This is a genomic window from Mycobacterium sp. 1165196.3, from assembly GCF_001673415.1.
GTDB classification, from domain to species: Bacteria; Actinomycetota; Actinomycetes; order Mycobacteriales; family Mycobacteriaceae; genus Mycobacterium; species Mycobacterium europaeum_A.
This window is the reverse complement of record NZ_LZLU01000145.1, coordinates 1-21,915: the sequence shown is the minus strand read 5'-3', so window position 1 is coordinate 21,915 and position 21,915 is coordinate 1. Positions and strand designations below refer to the sequence as shown.

Here is a 21,915-nt window from a genome sequence, read left to right as displayed (position 1 = left end):
TCAATAGGCGTGCGAGCATGCTCATGGTCGGCCTCAGCTCGCGGCTTGCAGTTCGTCGAACTGCTCCGAGGTCTCGCCTTCCACCAGGACGTCGCCGTGGTAGAGGGCATCGAAGTCAACTTTGATGACGTCGGCACTTGTGTCGTCGATCCACATGACACTGAGCGTATGGGCCACCATTAAGGAATCTTTGAGTCACGATTCGGAAAATCTTGGCAATTTACCGGCGGGTAGGTTGACCGGCGGCTGCGCCACGATTTGGCCCGTGAGCTGCTTAGTTACGGCACATTTTTCTGGCCGGACTCTTACTGTCGGCGCGGTTTAAAACGCGGCATTGAACGGTTCAGCCGGTCGCTTCCGTGTTTAGGGCAGAACACTGTTTGACGCGTGGAAATTAGCGTTTGTTACGTTGTCGCCGGTAAGCCAGCGGCCAGCGCAACGGGGCACCGGCAGCGGAAGGGCTCGAAATGCTGCAGAAGATCGCCCGAGTCGCCATCAGGGCGCCCCGCCGCATCCTCGCGATCGGCGTCCTGGTCTTCATCGCCGCCGCGATCTTCGGCGTCCCCGTCGCCAAGAGCCTGTCGCCGGGCGGTTTCCAGGACCCCGACTCCGAGTCTGCCCACGCCATCGGCGTGTTGAGCGACAAATTCGGCCAGAGCGGCCAGCAGGTGCTGATCCTGGTGACCGCCCCGGGCGGCAGCGATAGCGAGCAGGCCCGCAAGGTGGGCACCGACCTCGTCGACCAGCTGCAACGGTCCCCGCTGGTCTACAACGTCTCCTCGCCGTGGACCGCCCCGCCCCAGGCCGCGGCCGACCTGATGAGCCGCGACGGCAAGTCCGGGCTCGTCGTCGTCAACCTCAAAGGCGGCGAGAACTACGCGCAGAGCAACGCCCAGACCCTGGCCGACCAATACATCCACGACCGCGACGGCGTCACCGTCCGCGCCGGCGGCGCGGCGATGCAGTACGCGCAGATCAACACGCAGAACCAGGCCGACTTGCTGGTCATGGAGATGATCGCGCTGCCGCTGAGCTTCCTGGTGCTGATCTGGGTGTTCGGCGGGCTGCTGGCCGCGGCGTTACCGATGGCGCTAGGCGCGTTGGCCGTCGTCGGTTCGATGTCGGTGCTGCGCCTCATAACCTTCAACACCGAAGTGTCGATCTTCGCCCTCAACCTGAGCACCGCCCTTGGCCTGGCCCTGGCGATCGACTACACCCTGCTGATCATCAGCCGCTACCGCGACGAATTGGCCGAGGGCCACGACCGGGAGCAAGCGCTCATCCGGACCATGGCCACCTCCGGGCGCACCGTGCTGTTCTCCGCGGTCACCGTGGCGTTGTCGATGTCGGCGACGGTGGCGTTCCCGATGTACTTCCTCAAGTCGTTCGCCTACGCCGGCGTGGCGACCGTCGCCTTCGTCGCGGCCGCCTCGATCGTGCTCACCCCGGCCGCGATCGTGCTGTTGGGCCCGCGGCTGGACGCGTTCGACGTGCGCCGGTTCTTGCGGCGAACGCTGCTCAAAAAGAAGCGCCCGGATGCGGTGCACAAGCCCGTCGAGCAACTGTTCTGGTACCGGTCCACCAAGTTCGTGATGCGCCGCTGGGCCCCGATCGGGCTGACCGTCGTCGCGCTGCTGTTGCTGCTCGGATATCCGTTCTTGCGTGTGACCTGGGGTTTCCCCGATGACCGGGTGCTGCCGCAGTCGGCGTCGGCGCATCAGGTCGGTGATCGGCTGCGCAACGACTTCGCGCACGACTCGGCGACTTCGGTGCCCGTCGTCATCCCCGACGCCATCGGCCTGAACCCGACGGACCTCGACTCCTATGCCGCCGCCCTGTCCCGGGTCGCCGACGTGTCGTCGGTGTCCGCCCCCGGCGGCACCTTCGCCGCGGGCAACCGGGTGGGACCGCCGGCCGGGCCCACCGGGCTGGCCGGCGGCAGCGCCTTTCTGACCGTCAGCAGCACCGCGCCGCTGTTCTCGACGGCGAACGACGCCCAACTCCGGCGGCTGCACGAGGTGCCCAGACCCGGGGGCCGATCCGTCGAGATGGGCGGGGTGGCACAGGTCAACCGTGACAGCGTCGACGCCGTGACCGACCGGCTGCCGCTGGTGCTCGGGCTGATGGCGGCGATCACCTTTGTGTTGCTGTTCCTGCTCACCGGCAGCGTGCTGCTGCCGGCCAAGGCGCTGGCCTGCAACTTCCTGTCGTTGACGGCGGCGTTCGGCGCGCTGGTGTGGATCTTCCAGGACGGCCATCTCGGCGCGCTCGGCACCACGCCCAGCGGGACGCTGGTGGCCAACATGCCGGTGCTGCTGTTCTGCATCGCCTTCGGGCTGTCCATGGACTACGAGGTCTTCCTGCTCTCCCGGATCCGCGAATACTGGCTGGCGTCCGGCGCCGCCCGGCCGGCGAGGCCGACCGCGAAACAGGCCCACGCCGCCAACGACGAAAGCGTGGCGCTCGGCGTCGCCCGCACCGGCCGGGTGATCACCGCGGCCGCGTTGGTGATGTCGATGTCCTTCGCCGCCCTGATCGCGGCGCACGTCTCGTTCATGCGGATGTTCGGCCTCGGCCTGACGCTCGCGGTGTTCGCCGACGCCACCCTGGTGCGGATGGTGGTCGTGCCGGCCTTCATGCACGTGATGGGCCGGTGGAATTGGTGGGCGCCCAGGCCCCTAGCGTGGCTGCACGACCGGTTCGGCATCAGCGAGGGAGCGGCCGCCGAAACCGGGGATCATCTCGGGCCGGTGCCGGATCGCGTCGAGCTCCCGGCGCCGGTGGTTGCCGAGCCGGTACCCAATATCGGTTAACGCCGACCGTCGGGTCGTGGGGAACCTATTGTGGGGCGCAAGCGAGTCGGAAGGTTCACAACGGTATGACAACGGTGGTCGACAACCCCTTCTTCGCGCGGGTCTGGCCGGTCGTCGCCACCCATGAAGCCGAGGCGATCCGGGCGATGCGTCGGGAAAATCTGGCCGGCCTGTCGGGTCGCGTGCTCGAAGTCGGCGCGGGCATCGGCACCAACTTTCCGCACTACCCGGACTCGGTCGACGAGGTGATCGCGGTGGAACCCGAACCGCGGCTGGCCGCGCAGGCCTGCGCCGCGGCGCAGGCCGTTCCCCTCCGCGTCATCGTCACCGGCGAGACGGTCGAGGCGTTCAGCGGCGCCGAGCCGTTCGACGCGGTGGTGTGCTCGCTGGTGTTGTGCTCGGTCCGCGATCCCGAAAGCGTTCTGCGGAGGCTGTTTTCGCTGTTGCGGCCGGGCGGGGAGCTGCGCTATCTGGAGCACATCGCCAGTGCCGGTGCGCGGGGCCGCTTTCAGCGTTTCGTCGATGCGACGGTGTGGCCGCGGCTGTTCGGCAACTGCCACACCCATCGGGACACCGAGCGCTCGATCGTCGAGGCGGGCTTCGAAGTCGACACGTCGCGGCGGGAGTTCACGTTGCCGGCCTGGGCGCCGATGCCGGTCTCGGAGTTACTGCTCGGCCGCGCGCGCCGCCCCTGACCGGCCGGCCCGATCAGTTCAACAGGGCCGGTAGCCGCTGCAACAACCCGGGCAGCGCCTGGCTGGCCGTCTCGCGCATGCTGATCGTCACGCTGCCCGACAGCGGAGTGACCTCGGGATTGACCTCGATGACGGCGGTGCCGCGCGACAACGCCAACTCGGCCAGCCCGGCCGCCGGATACACGATCGCCGAGGTGCCGACCACCACCATCACGTCGGCGGCCTCGGTCGCCTCCACCGCGCGCCGCCACGGCTCGTCGGGCAACTGTTCGCCGAACCACACGATGTCGGGTCTGATCAGGCCGCCGCAGCGGCACACCGGGGGTTCTACCTCCAGCGCCGGTTCGGTCATCGCGGGCAGCGCCCCGGAGTAGGCCATACCGCAACTCGCGCAACGGAATTCGAACAGACTGCCGTGTAGGTGGTGCACCGACCGGCTGCCCGCGCGCTCGTGCAGGTCGTCGACGTTCTGGGTGATGACGCTGACCTGGGCGTCGTCCTGCCAGGCGGCGATGGCTCGATGACCCGCGTTCGGTTGGACATCGGCGACCAGATAGTGGCGCCACAGATACCAGCCCCATACCCGCTGCGGATTGTCGCGCCAGCCCTGCGTGCTGGACAGCTCGTAAGGGTCGAAGCGGGCCCACAATCCGTTCTGGTCATCGCGAAAGGTCGGCACACCGCTCTCCGCGGAGATTCCCGCGCCGCTGAGCACCGCTACTCGCATCCCACCAAGATAGCCGGGGGTGGGGGATACTGAACGGGTGGAGCTCGGTGACTGGTTGAAGGTCGACATGAAGGCGGGAAAGCCGTTGTTCGACCAGCTGCGCACGCAGGTCATCGAGGGAGTTCGGGAGGGCGCGTTGCCGCCCGGCACGCGCCTGCCCACGGTGCGCGATCTGGCCGGCCAGCTCGGCGTCGCCGTCAACACCGTGGCGCGCGCCTACCGCGAGCTGGAAACCTCCGCCATCATCGAAACCCGGGGCCGCTTCGGCACTTTCATCGCGCGCTACGACCCGACCGACGCCGCGATGGCGGCCGCGGCCCGCGAATACGTCCGCGTCGCACGCGGACTGGGGTTGGACAAAGCCGACGCGGTGCGCTACATCGAAGCGGTGCCCGACGAGTAAGGCGGGCGTCGAAAGACCTTGGCCCACAGGCGCTTTAGCTCAGCGTCTCAGCGCAACACCTTGTCCAGCGTACGCAGGTTGCGTGTCGTGGTCGACGACTTGTACCGCGGCTTACCCATCGTCTTGCCGATGGTGCTGTCCAGCGTGGCGCCCTTGGGGACCTGCCAATAGATCACGCCGTCACCGCGGCTGATCTTCTCGTCGGCACCCGCCTTGTCGGCCAGCGCGGCGAGCTCGTCGAGCATTGTCTTATCGGCGACGAACGTGACGTAGGACTGGTAGCCGTCGACCTCGCGCTCGAACGGAAAGGCGTCGACCAGGGCGCGCACCGTGTCGACGTCATAGGCCAGCACCCACGCGTCGTAGCCGAACCGGTCCCGCAACGCGGCCTCGGCCCTCTTGCGCACCGACGCCACCCCGGCGGTCGACTCCAGCAGCACGTTGCCGGTGGCCAGGATGGTCCGGACCTGGGTGAACCCGGCGTCGGTCAGAGCCGCCGCCACCTCGGTCATCTTGAGGTTGACGCCCCCGACGTTGACGCCACGCAGGAACGCCGCGTACTTGGTCATGCCCCGATTCCACCAGGCCGGCCGCGCAACGACTATCCCGGGCCGCCCGTCCCGCTGCGACGTAGGCTTTCGTCATGGGACGCCAAGTCTTCGACGACAAATTGCTGGCCTTGATCAGTGGACACTCCCTCGGGGTGCTGGCCACCATCAAGCGCGACGGGCGGCCGCAGCTGTCGAACGTGAGCTATCACTTCGACCCGCGCAACGTGGTGATCCAGGTGTCGATCACCGAGCCACGCGCCAAGACCCGCAACCTGCGTCGGGACCCACGGGCCTCGATCCTGGTCGACGCCGACGACGGCTGGTCGTATGCCGTCGCCGAGGGCACCGCCGAGTTGACGCCGCCGGCGGCCGCACCCGACGACGACACCGTGGAGGCGCTGATTGCGTTGTACCGCAACATCGCCGGTGAGCACCCGGACTGGGACGAATACCGGCAAGCCATGGTCACCGACCGGCGGGTGTTGCTGACGCTGCCGATCTCGCATGTCTATGGCATGCCGCCGGGCATGCGCTAGCCGCGCCGCCCGCCCAACCGTTTCGGCACACCCGGGCTAGGCTCCCCTTATGGCCGCATCGAATGCCCCGCAAGGTTCAAAGCCGTCGGAGTCGTCGGGGGCCGGGTCGCCCGGGTCGGACGACGACACCAAGCGCAAATTCCGTGAAGCCCTGGACCGCAAGATGGCGAAATCCGCGAGCGGCTCCGATCACAAGGACGGCGCCGGCAAGCAAACGCGCGCGCACGGCGCCGTGGGCAACCGCCGGGAATTTCGCCGCAAGAGCGGCTGACGACCCCGTGCCGCGGCGGCCGGTTTCCGTTGCCGGGTTCAGCCTAAAGGCGCGGTAAACAGGCCGACCGACGGGTCGGCTTGGCCGGGTTGGCCGCGCAGGCTTCCCCGGGTGCTGGGGTGGGCGAAGTTCACTTGGGACGGGTCGTTCTGGTAGGCCCAATCCGCCACGATGGTGCGTTGACTGAACTTCCAGCGGCCCTCGTGCCTGGCGTAGCTGTCCAGGTACCGGCCGCCGATGATGACGTCGATGTTGCGTTCGGGGCCGGCGAAGGTGTGGAACACCAGGCAGTAGATCTCGCCGCGGGCCGTGTCGCCGTCCACCACGAAGTTCGTCGTGGTGACGTTGTGTTGGGAGACAAGCACATACGGTTCGGCCGCTTGCAGTTGCGCGATGAACTGCTCGACGCCGCCGTCGGAAAACGAGCCGTGCGAGTCCGTCGCGTCGGGGTGATACAAGCCGCGAAGGGCGGCGTAGTCGGCGCGGTCGACGGCTCGGCAATAGCCGGTGACGAGTTGATGCAGTTCGTCGCGGGCCAGCATCAGTGCCAACTTGGCCTCATCCACCACCACGCCACGATAACGCGGTGATCGGCGGTGAGTAATCTTGCGACCAATAGCGTCCGCGGTCCCAGGGTGCCTGCGCGAAAGGAAGATCGTTGACGGTGAATCTCTGCCTCGCTCAGGATCCCGAGGCCGACAGGTTGCTGGACGAGAGCCCGTTGGCGTTGCTCATCGGGATGGTTCTGGATCAGCAGGTTCCCTTCGAGACGGCGTTCGCCGGACCGAAGAAGATCGCCGAGCGGATGGGCAGCTTCCCGGACCTTTCGGCCGCCGAAATCGCGGACTACGACCCGGACAAGTTCGCCGCGTTGTGCTCGCAAACCCCTGCGATACACCGCTTTCCCGGGTCGATGGCCAAGCGCATCCAGGCGCTAGCCCAGATCATCGTGGACCGCTACGACGGCGACGCGGCCGGATTGTGGACGGCCGGTGACCCCGACGGGAGCGAGCTGCTGCGGCGGATCAAGGGGTTGCCGGGATTCGGGGACGTGAAGGCCAAGATCTTCTTGGCCCTGCTGGGCAAGCAGTACGGCGTGACGCCGAAGGGCTGGCGCGCCGCGGCGGGGGACTTCGGCCGGGCGGGTTCGCACATCTCCGTCGCCGATATCGTCGATGCAAAGTCGATGGGAAAAGTGCGCGCGTACAAAAAGCAAATGAAAGCGGCAGCCAAAGCGGCGAAGTAGCAGGTCCACAGAAGGGAAGGGCGACAACGTGAAGACACACATAACGTGTCCGTGCGGCGAAGCCATCGTCGGCAAGGACGAGGACGAACTGGTCGAGTTGACCCAGGCGCACCTCGCCAGCGTTCATCCTGGCCTCGAGTACGACCGCGACGCCATCCTGTTCATGGCGTACTGACGAGAACGCGCGTGCCCCCCGGTCGGGACACGCGCGTTCAAGGCGGTGCGGCGGTGTGGTCTGCTACGGCACCACCGTCGAGCCGATCGTGGGCATGAACTGGCACTGCTTTTCCTTGGTGGTGACCTGCCCGAAGATCGTCGACATGATGCTGCCCGAACCGGTGTCGGCGATCGCGCTCAGCGTCGTCGGCCCCTCCGGGTTGATATCCGGACGCGGCTTGAGTGCGACGGTCCCCGACTTGCCGGTGGTCAGGTTGACCCAGGTGACGTTCAGCGGCAGCTTCTGCACCTCGGCCGGTCCGGGGGTGCCGACCGCGGTGAACACGTAGGCGGTCTGGCCGGGCCCGGGGCCGGGGAGCGGAATCTTGGCCGGCCCCGCGACCGACAGCGCGGTCGCGATGGCGCTCGTGCCGTCCGCCAGGCAGTTGGTGCCGATGGACGGGTACATGAAGTCCTGCGTGGGCGGCGTGTCAGCGCCGAACCCCGGAGCCGCCGCCGCGGGAGCGGCGTCCGGTGCGGGCGCGGGCGCCGGTGCCGGCGCCGGGGCGGCTTCCGGTGCGGCCGGGGCCGCGGGTGGTGCCGCGGCCGGGGCCGGTGGCGCCGGGACGGGTGCCGCGACGGGCACGTTGGCCGGTTGGGCGGGCGCGGGTGCGGCGGGTGCCGCCGCCGGCGCGGGACCGGCCGCATGGGCCGGATCGATGCCGGCCGGCAGGTGCGCCTCGGGTGCGGGAGCGGCCGCGGGTGCCGGAGCCGCGGCGGGTGCCGGTGCGGCGGGTGCCGCCTCGGGGACCGGGCCGGCCGCGTGCGCCGGGTCGATGCCGGCCGGCAGGTGAGCCTGCAGACCGGGCTCTACCCCCGCCGCGGGCACGTGTTGCACCGGCGCGCTCGGTTCGGCGACGAATTGATTGACCGCCGCCGCAACGTTTTTCGACTCGTTGGGCGTGCTCGGGTTGTGGGCGAAGGCTTGTGCCGCGGCCATCAGCAGCTGTGTCGCCTGCTGAGGGTCGGTGGCCGCTTGTTGGATGAGGGGGCTCAGCTGCGACAGGGCAGGCAGACCCGGCAGCCCTTGGGCCGCATTCGGTTGCGGTATCGGCTGCGGCGCCGCCGGGTCGGCTGCCGCGCTCGGGCAGAGCCCGAACGCGACAGCCGATGCCGTGACGACAGCGGCCAAACCTTTGGACAGATTCCAAGTGGTTGCCACGGTGTCCTCCGGTTGTCAGTAGTGGTTTAGCCGGTTACGGAACTGATCAGGGCAGGGCGGCCAGCAGCGGCGCTGCCGGTCCGGCGGGGCTGGCCGCCGGTGCCGCCGGTGCCGCGGGTGCGGCCGGGGCCTGTCCCGAGGCGAGCGCCGGCAGGTCCTGCGGGAGCGTCACTTTCGGAGGCACGCTGACCGGCAGGCCGGCCGGCATCGCCGGCATGTTGACCTGCGCCTGCGGAAGCTGCGGAGCCGGCGGAGTGGCCGGTGCCGCGGGTGCCGACAGACCCGGGATCGTCGGGAGGCCCGGGATCGACGGGGCGGCCGGAGCGGCGGGACCCGCAGCCGCCGGCTGCGCACCCGTCAGGCCCTGGATCATCCCCGGAATGCCACCGGTCGCCGAAGACGGCGCGGCGGGCGTCGCCGACTGCGCCAGCCCCGGAAGGAAGGGGTTGGCCGCCGGTGAAGGCACCTGGGCGGCGGGGCTGGTCGGCGAGGTCAGTCCGGGAATCGACGGAAGACCCGCCGCCGGAGCCGCCGGCGTCGCCGGCGGGGTGGCCGCCGGGACACCCGGGAAGCTGATACCCGGGGTGGCCGGAGCCGCCGGCGGCGTGGCGCCGAGTGCGGTCGCGAGGTTCTGCAGGATTTGCGGTGCGTTGGCCGCAGAACTGATCAGCTGCTGCGGAATGTTCGGCACGGCCGGGGCCGGCACCGGATCGGCGTGGGCGATACCGCCCGTCAATAGCGCTGCGGACGAACCGACCACGACGGCGGCTGCACGCATGTAAGTCCAGATGGTTGGCATGACTCTCCCTGATTGATCGATTACAGGTTCGGCGCTGAAGTTACTTTGATGCAGATGGGACTCAAGTGACACGTGTGGCATTTATGAACTCGTTACGGATACGAGTGAGACCGGTGACCGAATGCGCGGAATGCGCGCTCCTAGGGGTGATGTGCGGCCCGACGGCGCCGCGCCGCCCGTCGTGCTCGCTAAAGTCGGGCGGATAGACACCACCTCGGCCGCTCCGGCGGCACCCCATCCGCAGCGGTTGGCAAGTCTGCTTGCCGCGGCCGCGCCAATGCTGCTCATCGCGAGCATCGCCGCGCGGCTGGCCTGGACGTACCTGGCCCCCAACGGCGCGAACTTCGTCGACCTGCACGTGTACCTCGGCGGATCCGCCGCCATCGACCACCCCGGCAGCCTGTACAGCTACGTCTACGCCGACCAGACGCCGGACTTCCCGCTGCCGTTCACCTACCCGCCGTTCGCGGCCGTCGTCTTCTACCCGCTACACCTGTTGCCGTTCGGCCTGGTCGCCTTCCTGTGGCAGATCGCCACCATGGCGGCGCTGTACGGCGCGATCCGGCTCAGCCAGCGCCTGATCGGCGTGGCGGCCGGCGCCACCGGCCGGCGTGTCGCGATGTTGTGGACGGCGGTCGCCATCTGGATCGAGCCGCTGCGCAGCACGTTCGACTACGGACAGGTCAACGTGCTGCTGATGACCGCGGTGCTGTGGGCGGTGTGCAGCACGCGGTGGTGGCTGTCGGGGTCGTTGGTCGGCGTGGCGGCCGGAATCAAGTTGACCCCCGCGATCTCCGGCGTCTATCTGGTCGGCGCGCGCCGGTGGGGTGCCGCGGTGTTCTCGGCGGTCGTTTTCGTTGCGACCATTGGGATTTCGGTCCTGGTCGTCGGCGATCAGACGCGCTACTACTTCACCGACCTGCTGGGCGACGCCCACCGGGTGGGTCCCATCGCGACGTCGTTCAATCAGTCCTGGCGCGGGGGCATTTCGCGGATCCTGGGCCACGACGTGGGATTCGGCCCGCTGCTGGTGGCCGCCCTTGCCGTCACCGCGGTGCTGGCCGTCCTGGCCTGGCGCGCCCTGGATCCCGCCGATCGGCTGGGCAGGCTCTTGGTGGTCGAGCTGTTCGGGCTGCTGCTCTCACCGATCTCCTGGACCCATCACTGGGTGTGGCTGGTGCCCCTGATGATCTGGGCGATCCACGGCCCGGTGCGCGAGCAACCGGGAGCGCGCATCGTGGGCTGGGGCTGGCTGGCCCTCACGGTGGTCGGCGTCCCCTGGTTGCTGAGTTTCGCCCAACCGACGATCTGGCAGATAAGCCGCCCGTGGTACCTGGCCTGGGCCGGGTTGATCTACATCGTCGGCGCGGTGGCGACGCTGATCTGGATCGCGACCACCCGCGCGCCGCGCCGCGGGGACCGCGCCGAGCGTCACGCCGGTGAGACGGCCGACGGCGCGCGTCCGGCCGGCGTGAGCGCCGACGCAGGCGAGGGCCGCATTGACTAGCTGTCGACGATGCCGTTGATGTCGCGGGCCATGTCGATGTCGTTTTGGGTGATGCCGCCCTCGGAGTGCGTGACAAGCGCGAAAGTGACTGTCCGCCAACGAATGTCGATGTCCGGGTGATGGTCCTTGCTCTCGGCGTGCTCGCCCACCCGGCGGACCGCGTCGATGCCGGCCAGGAAACTCGGAAATTTGATCGAGCGGCGCAGGGCGCCGTCGGCCCGCTCCCATCCATCCAGTTCGGGCAGCGCGGCGTCCACTTGCTCGTCCGTTAACACGGCCATGGGGGACTCGTCCTCTCGGATAGCGGGTTGATCGAGGGGCGGCTTGACCTCCCCGCGAAGGTGGTCGCCTACGAGGCTACGGCGGGAGTGCCCGGTGCTGGGTTCTTCTGGTCCAGCGCCACCACGACGCCCGCCGCCGGCAGGCTCTGTCGTTGCTGGTAGGCGGACTCCAGGCTGGCGGGAACCCCCTGGAGGTCGCGGGCGACGCCCATCAGCTCTTCCAGAATCATGATCCGTTGCTGATTCGCCTCGTCCATCGCCCGATGCGCTCGCTCGTCGAATTCGTGAGCTTTCTGCTTCGCGTCGGCGAGCAGCTGCTCACGGTCCTGCTGGGCTTGCTGCCACGCCTGATCGATCGACGACTGGGCTTCGGCCCGCATCCCGGCGAGGTCGGCGTCGAGCTTTTTCCTGGTCTCCTCGCATTCGGCTTCGAGCGCTTTTCGCTGCGCGGCCATGTGCTCCAACAACTCTCGGTGTTCTTGGCGCGCGGCCTCGACCTCGGCCGCCGCATCCGCGAGCAGGGCATCCGCCTCGGCGCGGGCCTCGGCCTGCATCCGGGAGACCTCGTCGAGGGCGCGCCGCAGCAGCTTCGCCATCCGATGTTGCATCGCGTAGGGCGTCGGTGACGTGTCCGACAGGGCGGCGACCTCGTCCTTGAGGCAGGCGACCTCGATCCGCAGCGCGGCCGCTTCGTTGCTGGATTCGTCTCGTTGGGACCGCAGGTTCAGGACTTCGTCGATCAGCAACTTCTCCTTGGCGAGCAACGCCTCGATGTAGGGGTCGACCAGAGCCGGGTCATAGCCCCGAAAGATTCGAGTGAACGACTTGGTGGGTGCGGTGATCATTGCCAACTCCCCTCATTGGAAGTGCCTGTAGTGGTCGTGACCGACTAGGGTCGAGTATTCCACGGCTGCGCCCAAACCGTAAGAGAGCCGTTGTGTCCCAAGGGAATTCGACGGCGTTGTCGGCCCGAATGGCCGTCCCCGCGCCATTTTGCCGCCGAGGCCGCATCGCCGTTGCCGCGAGGGCGGCACGGCGTCCGCCATCGCATGCGGTCCCGAACCCGTCCGGATCCCAACGGAGGTCCCGAGCGGTGGGCGCGTCACAACGGGCGCCGTATACCGTGACTGGCCATGCCGACCCAGATCGTCGTCGCCGGTGCCCTCATCCGCGACGCCAAGGTCTTGGTGGCACAACGCGTCCGTCCGCCGGAGCTGGCCGGCCGTTGGGAGCTGCCCGGCGGCAAGGTCGGACCCGGCGAAACGGAGCGCGACGCGCTGGCCCGCGAGTTGGCCGAGGAGTTGGGTCTTGGGGTGCGCGACGTCGCGGTGGGCGGCCGGCTCGGCGACGACATCGTGGTCGACGGCGGGTTCACGCTGCGCGCCTACCGCGTGCGCCTGGTCCGGGGCGAACCCGACGCGCGCGACCATCGGGCGGTGCGCTGGATCACCGCCGCTGAGCTGCACGATCTGGACTGGGTGCCGGCCGATCGCGGCTGGCTGGCGGATCTGATCGCAGCTCTCTAGGAGCTACCTCATAACAAGTCCACAGAGTTCCGGCAGCTTATGTACAGCCGCGTGGCAGGTCCTCGCAGTGAACTGAATAGAACAATATGACTTGTAATAACGACGCCACACGAAGCTGCCCTGGATGTGCGTGCCGATAGCGAGCCGAATGCTAGTGCGGTCGCGGCCCCGGTGCTCCGACGGCCGGCATTGCGCTGCCCGAAAACCACTGCTCATGACGCCTTTTTCGAACGATCGCCCGCGCGCGGCGAACCGGATTTCAGCCCCGACCCAGACCTATGCTGGTGCTGTATCGCCGCCCAGCCCGCGGGCCCGCCATGCCGAGCGCTGAGCCGATCCGAGCTGGTGCGGGCGGGCGGATCCGTGGGCTGACTGCCAAACACGACGCACCTGGGGTCGAACGCACGGCCCGGCGACGAGGCGCGACGCTACCGAATCGGAGGAGTACTTCTTGACTGTCACACCTCACATCGGCGGAGTGCTCGAGGAACTTCTGGAGCGCAGCGGAAGGTTCTTCACCCCCGGCGAGATCTCGGCCGACCTGCGCACGGTCACCCGGGAGGGCGGTCGTGAAGCCGACGTGTTCTACCGCGACCGGTGGAGCCATGACAAGGTGGTTCGCTCGACGCACGGGGTGAACTGCACCGGATCGTGCTCGTGGAAGATCTACGTCAAGGACGGGATCATCACCTGGGAGACCCAGCAGACCGACTACCCGTCGGTGGGCCCGGACCGGCCCGAGTACGAGCCGCGCGGCTGTCCCCGTGGCGCGTCGTTCTCGTGGTACAGCTACTCGCCCACCCGGGTGCGCTACCCCTACGCCCGCGGCGTGCTGATCCAGATGTACCGCGAGGCCAAGGCGCGCCTGGGCGACCCGGTGCTGGCCTGGGCCGACATCCAGGCCGATCCCGAACGACGTCGTCGTTACCAGCGGGCCCGCGGGAAGGGCGGGCTGGTTCGGGTCACCTGGGCCGAGGCCACCGAGCTGATCGCCGCCGCCCACGTGCACACCATCAAGACCTATGGACCGGATCGGGTCGCCGGATTCTCTCCGATTCCGGCGATGTCGATGGTGTCCTACACCGCGGGCTCGCGGTTCTTCGAGCTGATCGGTGCCCCCATGACGTCGTTCTACGACTGGTACGCCGACCTGCCGGTCGCGTCGCCGCAGGTCTTCGGCGACCAGACCGACGTGCCCGAATCCGGGGACTGGTGGGACGCAGCGTATTTGATGATGTGGGGCTCCAACGTCCCGATCACCCGCACGCCCGATGCGCACTGGATGGCCGAGGCGCGCTACCGCGGCACCAAGGTGGTGACCGTGAGCCCGGACTATGCCGACAACACCAAGTTCGCCGACGAGTGGATGCCCTGTGCGGCCGGCACCGACGGTGCGCTGGCCATGGCGATGGGCCACGTCATCCTCTCGGAATGCTATGTGCAAAAGCAGGTTCCGTTCTTCACCGACTATTCCCGGCGCTACACCGACCTGCCGTTCCTGATCAAGCTCGAAGAGCGCGGCGACATGCTGGTGCCGGGAAAGAACCTCACGGCGGCCGATCTCGGGGAGGCAGTCGAGAACGCCGCGCTCAAGCCCGCGGTGCTCGACCAGATCACCGATTCGGTCGTCGTGCCGCACGGCTCGCTGGGATTCCGGTACGGCGAGTCGGGTGTCGGAAAATGGAACCTCGATCTGGGCGACCTGACGCCGGCGCTCAGCGTGCGAGACGCTAACGGGCGCAACGGCGATGACGACACCGCGCTCGTTCACCTGCCCAGCTTCGACACGGTCGACGGCGAGGGCACCACGGTGGCGCGCGGTGTCCCGGTGCGCCGGATCGGCAAGCACCTGGTGTGCACCGTCTTCGACCTGATGCTCGCCCAATATGGGGTGGCACGCCCCGGCCTGCCCGGCGAATGGCCCACCGGCTACGACGACGCCACCCAGCAGAACACCCCGGCGTGGCAGGAGGCGATCACCGGCGTGTCGGCCGCCCAGGCCATCCGGGTGGCAAGGGAATTCGCGCACAGCGCCGAGGAATCCGGCGGCCGCTCCATGATCATCATGGGTGGCGGCATCTGTCACTGGTTCCACAGCGACGCGATCTACCGCGCGGTGCTGGCGCTGCTGATGCTGACCGGGTCGATGGGCCGCAACGGCGGCGGCTGGGCCCACTACGTCGGCCAGGAAAAGGTGCGCCCACTCACCGGATTCCAGACGATGGCGATGGCGACCGACTGGGTGCGCCCGCCGCGGCAGGTGCCCGGCGCCTCCTACTGGTACGCACACACCGACCAGTGGCGCTACGACGGATACGGCGCGGACAAGCTGGCCAGCCCGGTGGGGCGGGGCAGGTTCGCGGGCAAGCACACCATGGACTTGCTGGCGTCCGCGGTGGCGATGGGGTGGAGCCCGTATTACCCCCAGTTCGACCGGTCCAGCCTGGACGTCGCGGACGAGGCGCGCGCCGCCGACCGCGACGTCGCCGACTATGTCGCCGAACAATTGGGCCAGCGCAAGCTCAAGCTCGCCGTGACCGATCCCGACAACCCGGTGAATTGGCCACGGGTGCTTACGGTTTGGCGGGCCAACCTGATCGGCTCGTCGGGCAAGGGCGGCGAATACTTCCTGCGTCATCTGCTGGGCACCGATTCCAACGCCTCGGCGCTGCCGCCGGAGGACGGCGTGCGGCCCACCGGCGTGACGTGCGAGGGCGACATTCCCGAGGGCAAGCTCGACCTGATGATGTCGATCGACTTCCGGATGACCTCGACGACGCTGGTGTCCGACATCGTGCTGCCGGCGGCCACCTGGTACGAGAAGGCCGACATCTCCAGCACGGACATGCACCCCTACGTGCATGCGTTCAGCGCCGCGACCGATCCGCCGTGGGAAACCCGTTCGGACTTCGACGCTTTCGGTGCGATCGCGCGCGCCTTCAGCGCCATGGCCAAGGACCATCTGGGCACCCGCACCGACGTGGTGCTCAGCGCGCTGCAGCACGACACCCCGGACGCGATGGCCTATCCCGATGGCACCGAATGCGATTGGCTGCACTCGGGTGCGACGCCGGTGCCGGGCCGGACGATGGGCAAGCTCACCGTGGTGGAGCGCGACTACGGCGCCATCTACGACAAGTGGCGGACCCTGGGTCCGCTGGTGGACAAGTTCGGCCTGACCACCAAGGGCGTCACGGTGCACCCGTTCCGTGAGGTCGAGGAGCTGGCCGCCAAGTTCGGTGTGCTCAATTCCGGTGTGGCAGCGGGTCGTCCGGCCGTCACCACCGCGTCGCGGATGGCCGACGTGCTGCTGCTGCTGTCCGGCACGACCAACGGACGGCTGGCGGTCGAGGGCTTCCACGAACTGGAGAAGCGCACCGGTCAGCGGCTGGTGCATCTGGCCGAGGGCAGCGAGGACAAGCGCATCAGCTACGCCGATACCCAGGCCCGACCCGTTCCCGTGGTCACCAGCCCGGAATGGTCGGGCAGCGAAACGGGTGGGCGTCGCTACGCGCCGTTCACCATCAACATCGAAAACCTCAAGCCGTTCCACACCCTGACCGGGCGGATGCACTTCTATCTGGCCCACGACTGGGTCGAGGAACTCGGCGAGCACCTGCCGGTGTTCCGCCCGCCGCTGGACATGGCGCGCCTGTTCGGCCAGCCGACGCTCGGGCTCACCGAGGATGGGGTCGGGCTGACCGTGCGCTACCTGACCCCGCACTCGAAGTGGTCGTTCCACTCCACCTATCAGGACAACCTCTACATGCTCTCGTTGTCCCGCGGTGGCCCGACGATGTGGATGAGCCCCGGCGATGCGGCGAAAATCAATGTGCGCGACAACGATTGGGTCGAGGCGGTGAACGTCAACGGCATCTACGTGTGCCGGGCAATCGTCTCGCACCGGATGCCCGACGGCGTGGTGTACGTCTACCACGTCCAGGAGCGCACGGTGGACACGCCGCGCTCCGAGACCAACAACAAGCGCGGCGGCAACCACAACGCGCTGACCCGGGTCCGCATCAAGCCCAGCCACCTGGCCGGCGGTTACGGACAGCACGCGTTCGCGTTCAACTACCTGGGTCCGACCGGCAACCAGCGCGACGAGGTCACGATCGTCCGTCGTCGTAGCCAAGAGGTGGTGTACTGACATGAAGGTCATGGCCCAGTTGGCGATGGTGATGAACCTCGACAAGTGCATCGGCTGTCACACCTGTTCGGTGACGTGCAAGCAGGCGTGGACCAACCGATCCGGCACCGAGTACGTGTGGTTCAACAACGTCGAAACCCGTCCCGGACAAGGCTATCCGCGCACCTACGAGGACCAGGAGCGCTGGCGCGGCGGCTGGATTCGCGACAAGAAGGGCCGGCTGCGGCTACGTGACGGCGGGCGGCTGCAAAAACTGCTGCGCATCTTCGCCAATCCGAAGCTGCCGGTCATCGGCGACTACTACGAGCCCTGGACCTACGACTACGAGAACCTGACCACCGCCCCGGCGGGTGACACCTTCCCGACGGCCGCGCCCCGAAGCCTGATCAGCGGTGAGCCGATGAAGGTTTCGTGGGGACCGAACTGGGACGACAACCTGGCCGGGTCGCCGGAGATCCTGGCCGGGGACCCGATCCTGAAAAAGGTCAGCGAAGAGGTCAAGCTCTCGCTCGAAGAAACCTTCATGTTCTACCTGCCCCGGATCTGCGAGCACTGCCTCAACCCGTCCTGCGTGGCGTCGTGCCCCTCGGGTGCGATGTACAAGCGCAGCGAGGACGGCATCGTGCTGGTCGACCAGGACCGATGCCGCGGCTGGCGGATGTGTGTGTCCGGATGTCCTTACAAGAAGGTTTATTTCAACCACAAGACGGGCAAGGCCGAGAAGTGCACGCTCTGTTACCCGCGGATGGAGGTCGGGCTGCCGACCATCTGCTCGGAGACCTGTGTGGGGCGGCTGCGCTACCTGGGCGTGGTCCTCTATGACGTCGACCGGGTGCTGGAAGCCGCGTCGGTGGAAAAGGACACCGATCTCTATCCGGCGCAGTGCGAGATCCTGCTCGACCCGCATGATCCGGACGTCATCGCCGGTGCGCGCGCCGAGGGGATTCCGGACGAGTGGATCGAGGCCGCCCAGCGTTCCCCGGTGTACGCGCTGATCCACACCTACAAGGTGGCGCTGCCGCTGCACCCGGAATACCGGACCATGCCGATGGTTTGGTACATCCCGCCGCTCTCGCCGGTGGTCGACGCGGTCAGCCGCGACGGCCACGACGGGGAAGACCTCGGCAACCTGTTCGGCGCGCTGGACGCGCTGCGCATCCCGATGCAGTACCTGGCCGAACTGTTCACCGCCGGCGACACCGCCGTGGTCGAAGGCGTGTTGCGCCGGCTGGCGGCGATGCGCTCCTACATGCGCGACATCAACCTCGGGCGCGAAACCCAACCGCACATCCCGCGTTCGGTCGGCCTGACCGAAGAAGAGATCTACGAGATGTACCGGCTGCTGGCCATCGCGAAATACGAAGAGCGCTATGTGATTCCGACCGCGTTCGCGCCGCAGGCCCGCGATCTCGAGGAGATGGCGGCCTGCTCGTTGACCGGCGACGGCGGGCCGGGCATGTACGAGTCCGATCCGGTGCCGGTGTCCGTGGAGACCTTCCACACCCTCAAGCAGCGCGGCTCTCCTGAACAAGACCCCGGCAACGGACGGCGGTCGACGCGGGTGAACCTGCTCAACTGGGACGGCGGCCAGGTGCCCGCCGGCATGTTCCCCGAAGGGCGGCAGCGATGAAGCTGCTTTCGGCGCTGCGCGAGCGTTCCACCGCTCGGGCGATGCAGGATCGCCTGGTGTGGCAGGCGGCCTCCCTGCTGCTGGCCTACCCCGACGACGGGTTGGCCGGGCGCCTGGACACCGTCGAGGAGCTGCTGAGCCATGTCAGCGGTCCGCCGGCGGCGCTGCTGGGGCGGACGGTCGCGGCGCTGCGAGCGGTCGAGCCGATGACCGCGGCGATGGACTACGTCGCGACGTTCGACATGCGCCGGCGCGCCACCATGTACCTGACCTACTGGACCGCGGGGGATACCCGCAATCGCGGCCGGGAGATGCTGGCGTTCGCCACCGCCTACCGCGAGGCGGGGGTGCAGCCGCCGGGCGGTGAGGCGCCCGATCATCTGGCCGTGGTGCTCGAATTCGCCGCCACCGTCGATCCCGACGCCGGGCGGCGACTGCTGAGCCGGCACCGCGTGCCGATCGACGTGCTGCGCGGCGCCCTGGCCGACGCCGAGTCGCCCTACGAACCGACGGTGGCGGCGGTCTGCGAGACCCTGCCCGACGCGACCGATCAGGAAGTGCGCCGCGCCGAGCGCCTGGCCCAAGCCGGGCCGCCAGCGGAAGCCGTTGGCCTGCAACCGTTTACCTTGACCGTGCCACCCCGCAAAGGATCGCCAAGTGTTTAGCAACGTCCTGTTCTGGGACATCGCGCCCTACGTCACGCTGTCGGTGCTGATCGTGGGCACCTGGTGGCGCTACCGGTATGACAAATTCGGCTGGACCTCGCGGTCGTCGCAGATCTACGAGTCGCGACTGCTCAGCATCGCCAGCCCCATCTTTCATTTCGGCATCCTGGCGGTGTTCGCCGGACACGTGATGGGCCTGTTCATTCCGCCGAAGGTCACCCAGATGATGAAGATGAGCGACCACTTCTATCACCTGCAGGCGGTCATCGCCGGGTCGATGGCCGGCGTCGCGACGCTCGTCGGCATCGGGTTGCTGATCTACCGGCGGTTCACCCGCCCGGCGGTCTCCATGGCCACCAGCCGCGGCGACAAGGTGATGTACACGGTGCTGGTGCTGGCGATCGTGGTGGGCCTGTACTGCGACCTGATCGGCACCGGCCCGCACGGCGGGGAATTCCACTACCGCTACACGGTCGGGTTGTGGTTCCGCCGGATCTGGATCCTGCAACCGCACGGCGAGGTGATGGTCAACGCGCCGCTGGACTACCAGTTGCACGCCCTGATCGGCATGGTGTTGTTCACGCTGTGGCCGTTCACCCGGCTGGTGCATGTGTTCAGCGCCCCGGTCGTCTACCTGTTCCGGCCCTACATCGTCTACCGCAGCCGCGAGGCGGCGGGTAAGGGTCAACTCGTCGGCACGGCGCCGCGCCGGCGGGGCTGGTAAGGGTTCGCCCCGCGCGTCGATTGTGCGGCCAGGGCGACGACACGCCGACCCGGCCCGCCGCCACCGCACACCCAAGCCGTCGGTCACCGAACGGCGCCCGGCTACCAGCCGGTTCGCTGGCCAGTTCGCTTTGAAAGGCCCCCCGCTGCCACAATCACCGACGTGCTATTTCGCAACGTCGCCATCGTCGCCCACGTCGACCACGGAAAGACCACCCTGGTCGACGCGATGCTGCGGCAGTCGGGCGCGCTGCACCACCGCGGGGACGACGCCGTCGAGCGCCTGATGGACTCCGGGGACCTGGAGAAGGAAAAAGGCATCACGATCCTGGCCAAGAACACGGCCGTGCATCGCAAGAATGCGGACGGAACGACGACCGTCATCAACGTCATCGACACGCCCGGCCACGCCGACTTCGGCGGCGAGGTGGAGCGCGGCCTGTCGATGGTCGACGGGGTGTTGCTGCTGGTCGACGCCTCGGAGGGCCCGCTGCCACAGACCCGGTTCGTGCTGCGCAAGGCCCTGGCCGCCCACCTTCCGGTGATCCTGGTCGTCAACAAGACGGACCGGCCGGACGCGCGGATCTCCGAGGTCGTCTCGGAGAGCCACGACCTGCTGCTCGACGTGGCCTCCGACCTCGACGAGGAAGCGCAAAAGGCGGCCGAGCACGCCCTGGACCTGCCGACGCTGTACGCCTCGGGCCGGGCGGGCATCGCCAGCACCACCGAGCCGGCCAACGGCGAAAACCCCGAGGGCGACAACCTCGATCCGCTGTTCGACGTCCTGCTCGAGCACATCCCGCCGCCGCAGGGCGATCCCGAGGCGCCGCTGCAGGCGCTGGTCACCAACCTCGACGCCTCGGCCTTCCTCGGCCGGCTCGCGCTGATCCGCATCTACAAGGGCCGGATCCGCAAGGGCCAGCAGGTCGCCTGGATGCGCGAGGTGGACGGCCATCCCGTCATCACGAACGCCAAGATCACCGAACTGCTGGTGACCGAGGGCGTGGAACGTACCCCCACCGACGAGGCCATCGCCGGCGACATCGTCGCGGTCGCGGGCATTCCGGAGATCATGATCGGCGACACGCTGGCCGATCCGGACCACGCGCACGCGCTGCCGCGCATCACCGTCGACGAGCCCGCCATCTCGGTGACCATCGGCACCAACACCTCGCCGCTGGCCGGCAAGGTGAAGGGGCACAAGCTGACCGCGCGCATGGTGAAGTCGCGCCTGGACGCCGAGCTCGTCGGCAACGTCTCGATCAAGGTCGTCGACATCGACCGGCCCGACGCCTGGGAGGTGCAGGGCCGCGGCGAGCTCGCGCTGGCGGTGCTCGTCGAGCAGATGCGCCGCGAGGGCTTCGAGCTCACCGTCGGCAAGCCCCAGGTCGTCACCCAGACGATCGACGGCAAGCTGCACGAGCCCTTCGAGGCGATGACCATCGACTGCCCTGAGGAATTCGTCGGCGCCATCACCCAGCTGATGGCCGCCCGCAAGGGGCGCATGGAAGAGATGACCAACCACGCGGCGGGCTGGGTCCGGATGGACTTCATCGTCCCCAGCCGCGGCCTGATCGGGTTCCGCACCGACTTCCTCACGCTGACCCGCGGCACCGGAATCGCCAATGCGGTGTTCGACGGCTACCGGCCGTGGGCGGGGGAGATCCGCGCCCGCCACACCGGCTCGCTGGTCTCCGACCGCGCGGGCACCATCACCCCGTTCGCCATGATCCAGCTCGCCGACCGCGGCCAGTTCTTCGTCGAGCCGGGCCAGGACACCTACGAGGGCATGGTCGTCGGGATCAACCCGCGCGCAGAGGATCTCGACATCAACGTCACCCGCGAGAAGAAGCTGACCAACATGCGGTCGTCGACCGCCGATGTCATCGAAACGCTGGCCCGGCCGCTCGAACTCGATCTCGAGCAGGCCATGGAATTCTGCGCGCAAGACGAATGCGTCGAGGTGACCCCGGAGATCGTGCGGGTGCGCAAGGTCGAGCTGGACGCCACCGCC

The 21,915-nt window shown here is 68.2% G+C and carries 22 protein-coding genes; 14 read left to right on the top strand and 8 right to left on the bottom strand.

Going from position 1 to position 21,915, the window contains the following annotated elements; all coding sequences use genetic code 11:
• Positions 1 to 33 precede the first annotated feature (33 nt).
• Positions 34 to 156, bottom strand: a complete 123-nt coding sequence (locus A5659_RS28835; protein WP_156655929.1) for a hypothetical protein — start codon at positions 154 to 156, stop codon at positions 34 to 36.
• Positions 157 to 467: 311 nt separating this feature from the next.
• On the opposite strand from A5659_RS28835, the gene A5659_RS16055 reads away from it, so the two are divergent.
• Together A5659_RS16055 and A5659_RS16050 are read left to right on the top strand one after the other, a co-directional pair.
• Positions 468 to 2,813 carry an MMPL family transporter gene (locus A5659_RS16055; RefSeq protein ID WP_067140117.1) on the top strand — a complete coding sequence of 782 codons (2,346 nt, stop codon included), beginning with the start codon at positions 468 to 470 and terminating at the stop codon, positions 2,811 to 2,813.
• A gap of 65 nt (positions 2,814 to 2,878) precedes the next feature.
• Entirely contained in the window at positions 2,879 to 3,508 is a 630-nt protein-coding gene (locus tag A5659_RS16050) for a class I SAM-dependent methyltransferase (protein ID WP_067182425.1), read from the top strand.
• Between the two features lie 13 nt (positions 3,509 to 3,521).
• Here the strand turns inward: A5659_RS16050 and A5659_RS16045 are convergent, their stop codons facing one another.
• On the bottom strand, positions 3,522 to 4,235 hold the full coding sequence (locus A5659_RS16045) for an NAD-dependent deacylase (RefSeq protein ID WP_066878633.1): 714 nt from the start codon (positions 4,233 to 4,235) through the stop codon (positions 3,522 to 3,524).
• Positions 4,236 to 4,272: 37 nt separating this feature from the next.
• Here A5659_RS16045 and A5659_RS16040 point away from each other — a divergent pair, with 37 nt between their 5' ends.
• Entirely contained in the window at positions 4,273 to 4,638 is a 366-nt protein-coding gene (locus tag A5659_RS16040) for a GntR family transcriptional regulator (protein WP_066868705.1), read from the top strand.
• A gap of 47 nt (positions 4,639 to 4,685) precedes the next feature.
• Here the strand turns inward: A5659_RS16040 and A5659_RS16035 are convergent, their stop codons facing one another.
• A complete protein-coding gene (locus tag A5659_RS16035) occupies positions 4,686 to 5,207 on the bottom strand; it encodes a DUF1697 domain-containing protein (protein WP_067182422.1) in 522 nt (173 codons plus the stop codon).
• A gap of 74 nt (positions 5,208 to 5,281) precedes the next feature.
• On the opposite strand from A5659_RS16035, the gene A5659_RS16030 reads away from it, so the two are divergent.
• Together A5659_RS16030 and A5659_RS16025 are read left to right on the top strand one after the other, a co-directional pair.
• Complete coding sequence (locus tag A5659_RS16030; RefSeq protein WP_066868701.1) at positions 5,282 to 5,725, top strand: PPOX class F420-dependent oxidoreductase; 444 nt, start codon at positions 5,282 to 5,284, stop codon at positions 5,723 to 5,725.
• A gap of 49 nt (positions 5,726 to 5,774) precedes the next feature.
• On the top strand, positions 5,775 to 5,996 hold the full coding sequence (locus A5659_RS16025; protein WP_066868699.1) for a DUF5302 domain-containing protein: 222 nt from the start codon (positions 5,775 to 5,777) through the stop codon (positions 5,994 to 5,996).
• A 38-nt stretch (positions 5,997 to 6,034) separates the two neighbouring features.
• Here the strand turns inward: A5659_RS16025 and A5659_RS16020 are convergent, their stop codons facing one another.
• Entirely contained in the window at positions 6,035 to 6,568 is a 534-nt protein-coding gene (locus A5659_RS16020; protein ID WP_067182419.1) for a nuclear transport factor 2 family protein, read from the bottom strand.
• A gap of 92 nt (positions 6,569 to 6,660) precedes the next feature.
• Between A5659_RS16020 and A5659_RS16015 the strand changes: the two genes are divergently transcribed.
• Together A5659_RS16015 and A5659_RS16010 are read left to right on the top strand one after the other, a co-directional pair.
• The gene (locus tag A5659_RS16015) at positions 6,661 to 7,242 is read left to right on the top strand and encodes an HhH-GPD-type base excision DNA repair protein (RefSeq protein ID WP_067024800.1); all 582 of its coding nucleotides are present in this window, start codon (positions 6,661 to 6,663) and stop codon (positions 7,240 to 7,242) included.
• Between the two features lie 28 nt (positions 7,243 to 7,270).
• Positions 7,271 to 7,417 carry a hypothetical protein gene (locus tag A5659_RS16010; RefSeq protein ID WP_003875447.1) on the top strand — a complete coding sequence of 49 codons (147 nt, stop codon included), beginning with the start codon at positions 7,271 to 7,273 and terminating at the stop codon, positions 7,415 to 7,417.
• A 63-nt stretch (positions 7,418 to 7,480) separates the two neighbouring features.
• On the opposite strand, the gene A5659_RS16005 is transcribed toward A5659_RS16010, so the two are convergent.
• Together A5659_RS16005 and A5659_RS16000 are read right to left on the bottom strand one after the other, a co-directional pair.
• Positions 7,481 to 8,620: a hypothetical protein gene (locus A5659_RS16005; protein WP_067182416.1), complete on the bottom strand. Its 1,140-nt coding sequence runs from the start codon at positions 8,618 to 8,620 to the stop codon at positions 7,481 to 7,483.
• Positions 8,621 to 8,666: 46 nt separating this feature from the next.
• Positions 8,667 to 9,419, bottom strand: a complete 753-nt coding sequence (locus A5659_RS16000; RefSeq protein ID WP_066868691.1) for a hypothetical protein — start codon at positions 9,417 to 9,419, stop codon at positions 8,667 to 8,669.
• A 130-nt stretch (positions 9,420 to 9,549) separates the two neighbouring features.
• Here A5659_RS16000 and A5659_RS15995 point away from each other — a divergent pair, with 130 nt between their 5' ends.
• Positions 9,550 to 10,926, top strand: coding sequence for a mannosyltransferase (locus A5659_RS15995; RefSeq protein WP_066878665.1), 1,377 nt, complete (start codon positions 9,550 to 9,552; stop codon positions 10,924 to 10,926).
• On the opposite strand, the gene A5659_RS15990 is transcribed toward A5659_RS15995, so the two are convergent.
• On the bottom strand, positions 10,923 to 11,207 hold the full coding sequence (locus A5659_RS15990; RefSeq protein ID WP_066868689.1) for a 4a-hydroxytetrahydrobiopterin dehydratase: 285 nt from the start codon (positions 11,205 to 11,207) through the stop codon (positions 10,923 to 10,925). The genes A5659_RS15995 and A5659_RS15990 overlap by 4 nt on opposite strands.
• 68 nt (positions 11,208 to 11,275) lie before the next feature.
• Positions 11,276 to 12,052, bottom strand: a complete 777-nt coding sequence (locus A5659_RS15985; RefSeq protein WP_067182413.1) for a DivIVA domain-containing protein — start codon at positions 12,050 to 12,052, stop codon at positions 11,276 to 11,278.
• Between the two features lie 288 nt (positions 12,053 to 12,340).
• Here A5659_RS15985 and A5659_RS15980 point away from each other — a divergent pair, with 288 nt between their 5' ends.
• From A5659_RS15980 to typA, 6 genes are all read left to right on the top strand, one after another.
• Positions 12,341 to 12,733, top strand: a complete 393-nt coding sequence (locus A5659_RS15980; protein WP_067182409.1) for a (deoxy)nucleoside triphosphate pyrophosphohydrolase — start codon at positions 12,341 to 12,343, stop codon at positions 12,731 to 12,733.
• Between the two features lie 451 nt (positions 12,734 to 13,184).
• Entirely contained in the window at positions 13,185 to 16,883 is a 3,699-nt protein-coding gene (locus A5659_RS15975) for a nitrate reductase subunit alpha (RefSeq protein ID WP_067182406.1), read from the top strand.
• 1 nt (position 16,884) lies between these two features.
• Positions 16,885 to 18,513: a nitrate reductase subunit beta gene (gene narH, locus A5659_RS15970; RefSeq protein ID WP_067182403.1), complete on the top strand. Its 1,629-nt coding sequence runs from the start codon at positions 16,885 to 16,887 to the stop codon at positions 18,511 to 18,513.
• On the top strand, positions 18,510 to 19,178 hold the full coding sequence (gene narJ / locus A5659_RS15965) for a nitrate reductase molybdenum cofactor assembly chaperone (protein WP_067182400.1): 669 nt from the start codon (positions 18,510 to 18,512) through the stop codon (positions 19,176 to 19,178). The genes narH and narJ overlap by 4 nt, the downstream gene beginning before the upstream one ends.
• Complete coding sequence (gene narI / locus A5659_RS15960) at positions 19,171 to 19,902, top strand: respiratory nitrate reductase subunit gamma (RefSeq protein WP_067182396.1); 732 nt, start codon at positions 19,171 to 19,173, stop codon at positions 19,900 to 19,902. Before narJ ends, narI begins: the two co-directional genes overlap by 8 nt.
• A 162-nt stretch (positions 19,903 to 20,064) precedes the next feature.
• Positions 20,065 to 21,915 (top strand): translational GTPase TypA (gene typA, locus A5659_RS15955; RefSeq protein WP_066868674.1); only part of this gene is annotated, 1,851 nt, incomplete at its 3' end.

Bases quoted from the DNA above. Each gene is read 5' to 3' on its own strand.
- A5659_RS28835 (WP_156655929.1), bottom strand. From the start codon at position 156: ATGTGGATCGACGACACAAGTGCCGACGTCATCAAAGTTGACTTCGAT.
- A5659_RS16055 (WP_067140117.1), top strand. From the start codon at position 468: ATGCTGCAGAAGATCGCCCGAGTCGCCATCAGGGCGCCCCGCCGCATC.
- A5659_RS16050 (WP_067182425.1), top strand. From the start codon at position 2,879: ATGACAACGGTGGTCGACAACCCCTTCTTCGCGCGGGTCTGGCCGGTC.
- A5659_RS16045 (WP_066878633.1), bottom strand. From the start codon at position 4,235: ATGCGAGTAGCGGTGCTCAGCGGCGCGGGAATCTCCGCGGAGAGCGGT.
- A5659_RS16035 (WP_067182422.1), bottom strand. From the start codon at position 5,207: ATGACCAAGTACGCGGCGTTCCTGCGTGGCGTCAACGTCGGGGGCGTC.
- A5659_RS16030 (WP_066868701.1), top strand. From the start codon at position 5,282: ATGGGACGCCAAGTCTTCGACGACAAATTGCTGGCCTTGATCAGTGGA.
- A5659_RS16025 (WP_066868699.1), top strand. From the start codon at position 5,775: ATGGCCGCATCGAATGCCCCGCAAGGTTCAAAGCCGTCGGAGTCGTCG.
- A5659_RS16000 (WP_066868691.1), bottom strand. From the start codon at position 9,419: ATGCCAACCATCTGGACTTACATGCGTGCAGCCGCCGTCGTGGTCGGT.
- A5659_RS15995 (WP_066878665.1), top strand. From the start codon at position 9,550: ATGCGCGCTCCTAGGGGTGATGTGCGGCCCGACGGCGCCGCGCCGCCC.
- A5659_RS15990 (WP_066868689.1), bottom strand. From the start codon at position 11,207: ATGGCCGTGTTAACGGACGAGCAAGTGGACGCCGCGCTGCCCGAACTG.
- A5659_RS15985 (WP_067182413.1), bottom strand. From the start codon at position 12,052: ATGATCACCGCACCCACCAAGTCGTTCACTCGAATCTTTCGGGGCTAT.
- A5659_RS15980 (WP_067182409.1), top strand. From the start codon at position 12,341: ATGCCGACCCAGATCGTCGTCGCCGGTGCCCTCATCCGCGACGCCAAG.
- narH (WP_067182403.1), top strand. From the start codon at position 16,885: ATGAAGGTCATGGCCCAGTTGGCGATGGTGATGAACCTCGACAAGTGC.
- narJ (WP_067182400.1), top strand. From the start codon at position 18,510: ATGAAGCTGCTTTCGGCGCTGCGCGAGCGTTCCACCGCTCGGGCGATG.